This window comes from Mesorhizobium sp. M7A.F.Ca.US.005.03.2.1, from assembly GCF_003997795.1.
GTDB lineage: Bacteria > Pseudomonadota > Alphaproteobacteria > Rhizobiales > Rhizobiaceae > Mesorhizobium > Mesorhizobium ciceri.
The window spans coordinates 1-7,421 of the sequence record NZ_RZRP01000256.1 but is presented as its reverse complement, the minus strand read 5'-3'; the positions used below and the strand labels follow the sequence as shown (position 1 = coordinate 7,421).

At 63.9% G+C, this 7,421-nt stretch carries 7 protein-coding genes; 2 read left to right on the top strand and 5 right to left on the bottom strand.

Translation table 11 applies throughout. The features are described 5' to 3' along the window. Positions 1–117: 117 nt before the first annotated feature. Both cml and EN991_RS15990 read right to left on the bottom strand, forming a co-directional pair. On the bottom strand, positions 118–1,314 hold the full coding sequence (gene cml / locus EN991_RS15995; RefSeq protein ID WP_127369118.1) for a CmlA/FloR family chloramphenicol efflux MFS transporter: 1,197 nt from the start codon (positions 1,312–1,314) through the stop codon (positions 118–120). Positions 1,315–1,548: 234 nt separating this feature from the next. Beyond that, positions 1,549–2,952, bottom strand: coding sequence for a PLP-dependent aminotransferase family protein (locus tag EN991_RS15990; protein ID WP_127369117.1), 1,404 nt, complete (start codon positions 2,950–2,952; stop codon positions 1,549–1,551). 104 nt (positions 2,953–3,056) lie between these two features. Here EN991_RS15990 and EN991_RS15985 point away from each other — a divergent pair, with 104 nt between their 5' ends. Beyond that, positions 3,057–3,947 carry a DMT family transporter gene (locus EN991_RS15985; protein ID WP_127369116.1) on the top strand — a complete coding sequence of 297 codons (891 nt, stop codon included), beginning with the start codon at positions 3,057–3,059 and terminating at the stop codon, positions 3,945–3,947. Between the two features lie 18 nt (positions 3,948–3,965). On the opposite strand, the gene EN991_RS15980 is transcribed toward EN991_RS15985, so the two are convergent. The 3 genes from EN991_RS15980 to EN991_RS15970 all read right to left on the bottom strand — a co-directional run bounded on the left by EN991_RS15980 (position 3,966) and on the right by EN991_RS15970 (position 6,475). Further along, positions 3,966–5,006: a zinc-dependent alcohol dehydrogenase family protein gene (locus EN991_RS15980; protein ID WP_127369115.1), complete on the bottom strand. Its 1,041-nt coding sequence runs from the start codon at positions 5,004–5,006 to the stop codon at positions 3,966–3,968. Positions 5,007–5,124: 118 nt separating this feature from the next. After that, positions 5,125–5,775, bottom strand: a complete 651-nt coding sequence (gene maiA, locus EN991_RS15975; protein ID WP_024503824.1) for a maleylacetoacetate isomerase — start codon at positions 5,773–5,775, stop codon at positions 5,125–5,127. Positions 5,776–5,779: 4 nt separating this feature from the next. Then, on the bottom strand, positions 5,780–6,475 hold the full coding sequence (locus tag EN991_RS15970) for a fumarylacetoacetate hydrolase family protein (protein ID WP_024503825.1): 696 nt from the start codon (positions 6,473–6,475) through the stop codon (positions 5,780–5,782). Between the two features lie 175 nt (positions 6,476–6,650). Between EN991_RS15970 and EN991_RS15965 the strand changes: the two genes are divergently transcribed. Then, positions 6,651–7,334, top strand: a complete 684-nt coding sequence (locus tag EN991_RS15965) for a response regulator transcription factor (protein ID WP_024503826.1) — start codon at positions 6,651–6,653, stop codon at positions 7,332–7,334. Positions 7,335–7,421: the final 87 nt, after the last annotated feature.

Sequence of the window (7,421 nt, the reverse complement as noted above, 5' to 3'; positions counted from 1 at the left end):
TCGATGCCGATCCGGCGCAACGCTGGTTGCGCGACTGTGTGCGGGAGGTGTGTGCGGCGTCGCGCTGACAACGATGAGAAGCCTGCGCCAACCGCCCAGGCTTCTCATCTGTCCAGTCTATTCGGTTTGGCGTTTCTGCAAATGCCTCAGTGCGCTTAGTGTGAGCGTCGCCATGACCGAACAGTAGGCGACCAGCGGCCACGCCGTGTCTCCGCCGAGCAGGACGACGAACAACGTGCCGAAGATGCCGACGACAAGGCTCTGGATGCAGAAGTAGAGTGCGACTGCGGTTCCCGCGACATCGCCAAACGCCTCGAGTGCACCGTTTGCGGTGACTGAGACGATGAAGACGATACCCACGGCAACGACCCACATCGGCAAGATAAATGTCGCGAAGGACGGCTGTGCGAACAGTTGCCCCACTGCCAATAGCGCCGCGCCGAACAGCAGCATCGCCATGCCCCTGATGGCACTGCCGGCGATGCCCCAGCTTGCAATGAACCTTCTGGCGAAGCGGGTGGTGACGATCATCACCAGCGCCGCGGTGGCGAAAGCTAGACTGAAGCCGAACTGTGAAAAACCGGCGCGATCCATGAGCACCCGTGGCGCAGTCGAAAAGAACACGAAGAAGGCGCCCATGGCGGCACTGAATGCAAGCGTGTAGGTCCAGAAGGCAAGACTGGAGAGAATGGGTCGAAGCGCCATTCGCCTGGTATCGCCATTCGAGGGGCGGGTTTCGTGCCATTTCGGCCATGCGTTGAGGGTAGCTGCCGTGGCCAGGACTCCGAGCGTCAGGAAGATCGCCCGCCAGCCGAAATTGTCGGCAATCAACGCACCGGCAACCGGCCCCAACGCCGGCACGAAAGCCAACATCGAGCTGAACAGGCCGTAAATGACGGCACTTTCGGCTCTTTGCGCATAGGCGTCGCGAACCGTTGCGAAGGTTGCAACGAGAATGGCGGACGCACCAATGGCCTGCACGACGCGCAGGACGACGAAGACAGCGGCCAGCGAGGTGCTGGCGAGCAGAAAGGAAGCGCCTGAAAACAAAAGCGCGCCACCGATCAGCACCGGGCGCCTGCCGATCCTGTCGGAAATCGGGCCGAAGACGACTTGGCCGAGCCCAAGACAGATCATGTAGAGGCTCAGCGTCAGCTGGATGACATCAGGCGATGTCTCGAGGATCCCCGGCATCGCCGGGACAATCGGGAGGTAGATGTCCATGGCCAGCGAGGCCAGGATGTCGAAGGGCGCCATCAGCATCATGGCTGCTGGCAGGGAAGTGGTCCATGTCGGGTTTTTTGGAAAAGGCATGATTGAACATCCGCTCAAATGGCTACATTTGGCGGCGATCTGCCGTTCTCAATGAAGATGGGAAATGACGGGCCGCCGCAACAACGAAGTGCTGTTGCGGCCTACTTGTCTGCTGACTTGCTGGTTCCCATAAACGCTATCCCGGAAAATGATGGCGCGAATATTCTCTCGAGTGCGCTCCCGTTTCCCTAGCAGCCGAAGGTTGCACAGGCAACAGGATCAGCTTGATGCGCGTCAACGCGCCATCGCCGCCTCGAGCACCCTGAAAATCCGCTCGTCCGCGCATTGGGCAACGTTGAAGCGCAGGAAACGGCCAGCCGTTCCGGACAGGCTGAATGCGTTGCCGGGCGCCAGCACGATGTTGTCGGCCAGAGCGCGGCGGGCGACTTCGGCCGCATCGACGCCGTCCGGCAGGCTGCACCACAGGAAGAGGCCAGCCGGCTGGTCGATCCACGGCGTGATGCCGATCGCTTTCAGGTGGGCGGCCGTCTCGCCCATGGCGCGCGCAAGCTTCGCGCGCAGCAAATCCATGTGCTTGCGGTAGCTGCCGTCCTTCAGCAACGTCAGCACCAGTTCGGCTGCGAGCCGGCCGCCGCCGAAGGTCGTGGCGATCTTGAGGTCGGTCAGGGGCTCGATCCAGTCGTGCGGTGCGGCGATGAAGCCGCAGCGAACCGATGCCGACAGTGTCTTGGAGAAGCTGCCGATATGGACAACGCGGTTGAGACCATCGAACGCCGCCAGCCTGGGGGCGGGCGCATGTTCGAAATCGGCGAAGATGTCGTCCTCGACAATGGTCAATTGCGATTGATCGGCGAGTTTCAGCAGCCGGTGCGCGGTGACTGGCGACAGCACCGCGCCGGTCGGATTGTGGATGCCGGAATTGGTGATGTAGAGGCGTGGCCGATGCTCGGCCAACGCCTGCGCGAACAGATCGATATCCGGCCCCGACGGCGTGTAGGGAACGCTGACGACCTTGGCCCGGTGAGCGCGCAACAGGGCGTGGAAGTTGAAGTAGCAGGGGTCGTCGACCAGCACGGTGTCGCCGGGCTCGATCAGGAACCGGCACAGGAGGTCGATGGCCTGCGTACCTGATTCCGTCAGCATGATCTGCTCGGGCGAGGCCTCGATGCCATGCCCGGCCATGCGCCGCGCCAGCAATTGCCGCAGCGGTGGCAGGCCGAGCGGCGTGCCGTAATCGGCCAGTGCGACATCGTCGGCACGCGCCACCGTGCGCAGCGCCCGGCGCAGCCCTGCCTGTGGCATCCATGAAGCGGGCAGCCAGCCACAGCCGGGCTTCAGCATGTCATCGCCGGCCTCCAGGGACTGTCGCGAGATCCAGAGCGGATCGACGGCGCGGTCGAGGCGGGGGCCGATTTCGGCCAGCGACAGCGGCGCCAGCGATCCGGCGGCATAGAAGCCGGAGCCCGGCCGCGAGCGGATCGCGCCTTCGGCGGCGAGCCGCTCATAGGCTTCGACCACGGTGGATTTGGACACTCGCATGGATTTGGCAAAGGCGCGGATCGACGGCAATTGCCCTCCCGGCGTCAGGCTGCGCGCCGCGATCCGCTGGCGGATCGTCGCCATGACGCCTTCGACCAGCGTACCGCCGCTCTCGCTTCCTGTAGTCTGCTTGTCCATCCGTACTGCTCTGCTGACCATGACAGTTTTGCATAATTGTACCGCATTGTCTCTGGCGATACTACCGGCTCCGCGCGATACGGAGCCGACAAACGGAGCATACGATGGACAAGACCGCGAGTGGCTGGATGAATGGATTCATCGGCGTGTTGATCTTCAGCGGCTCGCTGCCGGCGACGCGGGTGGCGGTCAGGGAATTCGATCCGACATTCCTGACCTCGGCCCGAGCGGCGATTGCCGGCTTGCTTGGCCTTGCGCTGCTGCTCCTGTTTCGGCAGAAACGCCCGGAGCGCGGCGATCTGCTGTCGCTGGTGATCGTGGCACTTGGCGTGGTTGTCGGCTTTCCCTTGCTGACCGCGCTGGCGCTGAAGCACGTCACCACGGCCCATTCCATTATCTTCGTCGGCCTGCTGCCGCTGGCCACTGCGATATTCGGGGCGCTGCGCGGCGGCGATCGGCCGCGCCCGGCGTTCTGGTTGTTTTCATGCATAGGCAGTGCGCTGGTCGCGGGCTTTGCGCTGACGCAAGGCGTGACGGCCTCGCCGGTCGGCGACGGTCTGATGCTGGCTGCCATCATCGCCTGCGGCCTCGGCTATGCCGAGGGCGCCGCGCTGTCGCGCAGGCTCGGCGGCTGGCAAGTGATCTGCTGGGCGCTGGTGCTGTCGCTGCCGGTCATGCTGGTGCTGACGCTGATGACCATGCCGCCGTCGTTCGACGGCGTCGGCGTCAGTGCGTGGATGGGGCTTGCCTATGTCTCGCTGTTCAGCATGCTGATCGGCTTCGTGTTCTGGTATCGCGGGCTGGCGCAAGGCGGCATCGCCGCGGTCGGACAGTTGCAGCTGCTGCAGCCATTCTTCGGACTGGCACTGGCAGCGACGCTGCTGCACGAGCAGGTCAGCCCGCTGATGGTGGTCGTTACGCTTGGCGTCGTGCTTTGCGTCGTAGGCGCCAAGCGATTCGCAAAGCAGGAATTGCCACGACGCGCGATCGCCTGACGACGGTGCCGTCCTCGCCTAAAACTTCGTGACCACCCCAATCCCAATGCCCTCGAAGCCGCCCATCGCCATCAAGGCTGCGGGCGCCTCGTCGAGGCTGATCCTCTTGCCGACCAGCAGTTCGGGCTTCAGCTTGCCGTGGCGGATCATCTCCATCATCGCGGGGTAGCGATAGGCCTGCATGCCGTGACTGCCGAGGATTTCGAGTTCGAAGGCGATCACCTTGTCCATCGGCACCTGCGGCCGGGCGTGTTCGCCCAACATCAGGCCGACCTGCACATGGCGGCCGCGCCGACGCAGATTGGCGATCGAGTTGAACGAGGTGGTCGGGTGGCCGAGCGCGTCCATCGACATATGCGCGCCGCCATTGGTGATCTGCTTGACCGCCTTGACCACGTTCGGCGTCGTAGATGCATTGATGGTGGCGACGGCGCCGATCTTTTTGGCGAAATCCAGTTTCTCGTCGGTGAGATCGATGGCGATGACATTGGCGCCCATGGCGCTGGCAATCATAATCGCCGACAGGCCGACGCCGCCGCAGCCATGCACCGCGACCCATTCGCCCGGCTTCACCCGGCCCTGGTCGACAATGGCTCGAAACGAAGTGACGAAGCGGCAGCCGAGGCTGGCGGCGGTGGCGAATTCCATCTCGTCGGGCAGGCGCACAAGATTGGTGTCGGCATGTTCGATGGCGACATATTCGGCAAACGAGCCCCAGCCGGTGAAGCCAGGCTGTGTCTGGTGCTCGCAGACCTGGTGATTGCCCGAATTACACTCGAAGCAGCGGCCGCAGCCGACGGCGAACGGCACTGTGACGCGCTCGCCGGCCTTCCAGCGCGTGACCTGCTTGCCCGCGGCGACGACGATGCCGGCAAGTTCGTGGCCCGGCACGTGCGGCAGCGTGATGCCTTCGTCATGACCCATCCAGCCATGCCAGTCGCTGCGGCACAGACCGGTCGCCTCGACCTTGATGACGACGCCATCGGCTGCCGGCTTCGGATCAGGAACGGTCTGGATCCTCGGCGCTTCGCCGAATTTCTCGAAGACGACGGCTTTCATCGGCAACACCACCTTTCACACGGCCTGCGGGAAACGATAGCCGATTCCCTATCCGGTCAAGCGAAAATCGATTCCGCCAGCCATACTGTTCCGGTGCCGACGCTACGCAGATGACGCCTTATTCCGCGTCGATCTGGTTCTGGGGCGCCGCTTTCTGGAAGGCCGGCAGCGCCATGCAGGCGGCGTTGATGCGCGCGATCGTCGGGTAGGGCGTCAGATCGACGCCAAAGCGGGCATTGCTGGCAATCTGTGCGGCGAGGCAGATGTCAGCCAGACCCGGCGCGTCGCCATGGCAGAATGTTCCGGTCTCCGCCGACAAGGCCAGGATCTTTTCAAGCGGCTGAAAGCCCTCGTTCACCCAGTGGCGGAACCAGTTGACGACGTCCTCGTCGCCGGCGCCGAACAGCGTGCGCAGCGAGGTCAGCACGCGCAGATTGTTCACCGGGTGGATGTCGCAGGCGATCATCTGCGCCAGCATTCTGACCCGTGCCCGACCGGCCGCATCCCCTGGCAATAGCGGTGGTTCCGGGCTGGTCTCGTCGAGGAATTCGATGATCGCCAGCGATTGCGTCAGCAGCGTGCCGTCGCCGAGCACCAGCGCCGGCACCAGCCCTTGCGGATTGACCGCGAGATAGGCTGGTTCGAGGTGCTCGCCATGGCGCAGATGATGCGGGATATAGTCGTAGCTCAGCCCCTTCATCTCCAGCGCGATCCGCACCCGGTAGGAGGTGGAGGAGCGATAGTAGTTGTGCAGGACGAGTTTGCTCATGCGCTCACTTCGGCTGGCCGATGGTTATTTCGATGGTGCCGATGCCGTCGACGCCGCCGGTCATCGTGTCGCCGGGGCCAACCGCGCCGACGCCTGCTGGCGTACCGGTGAAGATCAGGTCGCCGGGCTCGAGCTCCATCGCCTCGCTGCAGATCGACACGATATCCGGTATCGGCCAGATCAGTTCGGCGAGGTCGGCATCCTGCCTGACCTTGCCGTTGACGGCGAGCCAGATGCGGCCCTTCTGTGGGTGGCCGGATTCGTGCGCTTGCACCAACGGGCTGCAAGGGGCGGAGCGGTCGAAGGCCTTCGACCAGTCCCAGGGCCGGGCGGCCTTCTTGGCCTCGTCCTGCAGGTCGCGGCGGGTGAGGTCGATGCCGACGCCGTAGCCCCAGACATGGTCCAGCGCCTTGTCGCGGGGAATGCGGAAGCCGGCTTTGCCGATCGCGGCCACCAGTTCGATCTCGTGGTGCAGATTGGCCGTCAGCGGCGGGTAGGGGATAGCGGTGCCGGAATCGACCACCGCGTCGGCCGGCTTGGTGAAGAAGAAGGGCGGATCACGCTCGTCATTGCCGAATTCGCGGGCATGCGCCGCGTAGTTGCGGCCGACGCAGTAGATACGGCGCACCGCAAAACGATCGGACGAGCCGGCAACGGCCACCGATGCGGTTGCGGGCAGGGGAAGGACGAATTCTGTCATCAAGGGTCTCTGCTTGGTTGCCGGAACATTCGACCGATTTGGGGGCCTGGACAAGGCGATTTGGTCGAGAAAGTGCCGGCGGCACTTTCCGCCGGAGATGGCGATATACTATTTGGCAATAATCTGGCCATGGTGGAGAGGTTATTCTAATCGCTCACGAACTGAAATGAACCCCATGACCGCAACCCACGATCGCGCCCGGTTTCTGATCATCGACGACCATCCGCTGTTTCGTGAGGCGCTGCACAGCGCCGTGCAGATGGCCTATCCGGAAGTCGACACGGTGGAGGCGCGCTCGATCACCGAGGCGCTCGATCTTCTGGCCGATGCCAAGCCGTTCGACCTCGCGCTTCTCGACCTCTCGATGCCCGACGTGCACGGTTTTGACGGCCTGCTGCAACTCCGGACCCGCTATCCGCGCCTGCCCGTGGTGATCGTCTCTGGTTACGAGGAGCCGAAGATCATTTCCGAAGCGCTGTCCTATGGCGCTGCCGGCTTCATCCCGAAATCGGCGCGCAAGAGCGACCTCGCCGCAGCCATCCGCTCGGTGATGGAAGGCGCGATCTATGTGCCGGAGACCTATGAAGGCCGGCCGCCGGACGCCGACAGCGCCGACCGCGCCGACATGGTGCAGCGCCTGTCGACGCTAACGCCGCAGCAACTGCGCGTGCTGCAGATGCTGCGCCAGGGCCTGCTCAACAAGCAGATCGCCTACGAGCTGCAGGTGGGAGAGACCACGGTGAAGGCGCATGTCTCGGAGATCCTGCGCAAACTCAATGTCTACAGCCGCACGCAAGCGGTGATCGAGGTGTCGAAGCTGGACAATGCGGAGTTGTTTCGCGATCAGGCTGGGTTTTGAGCTTTTACCCTCCTCCTTGTGGGGAGGGTCGATCCGCGAAGCGGAGCGGGGTGGGGGTCTGCGCCGCACCCCACCCCGCTCCGCTTC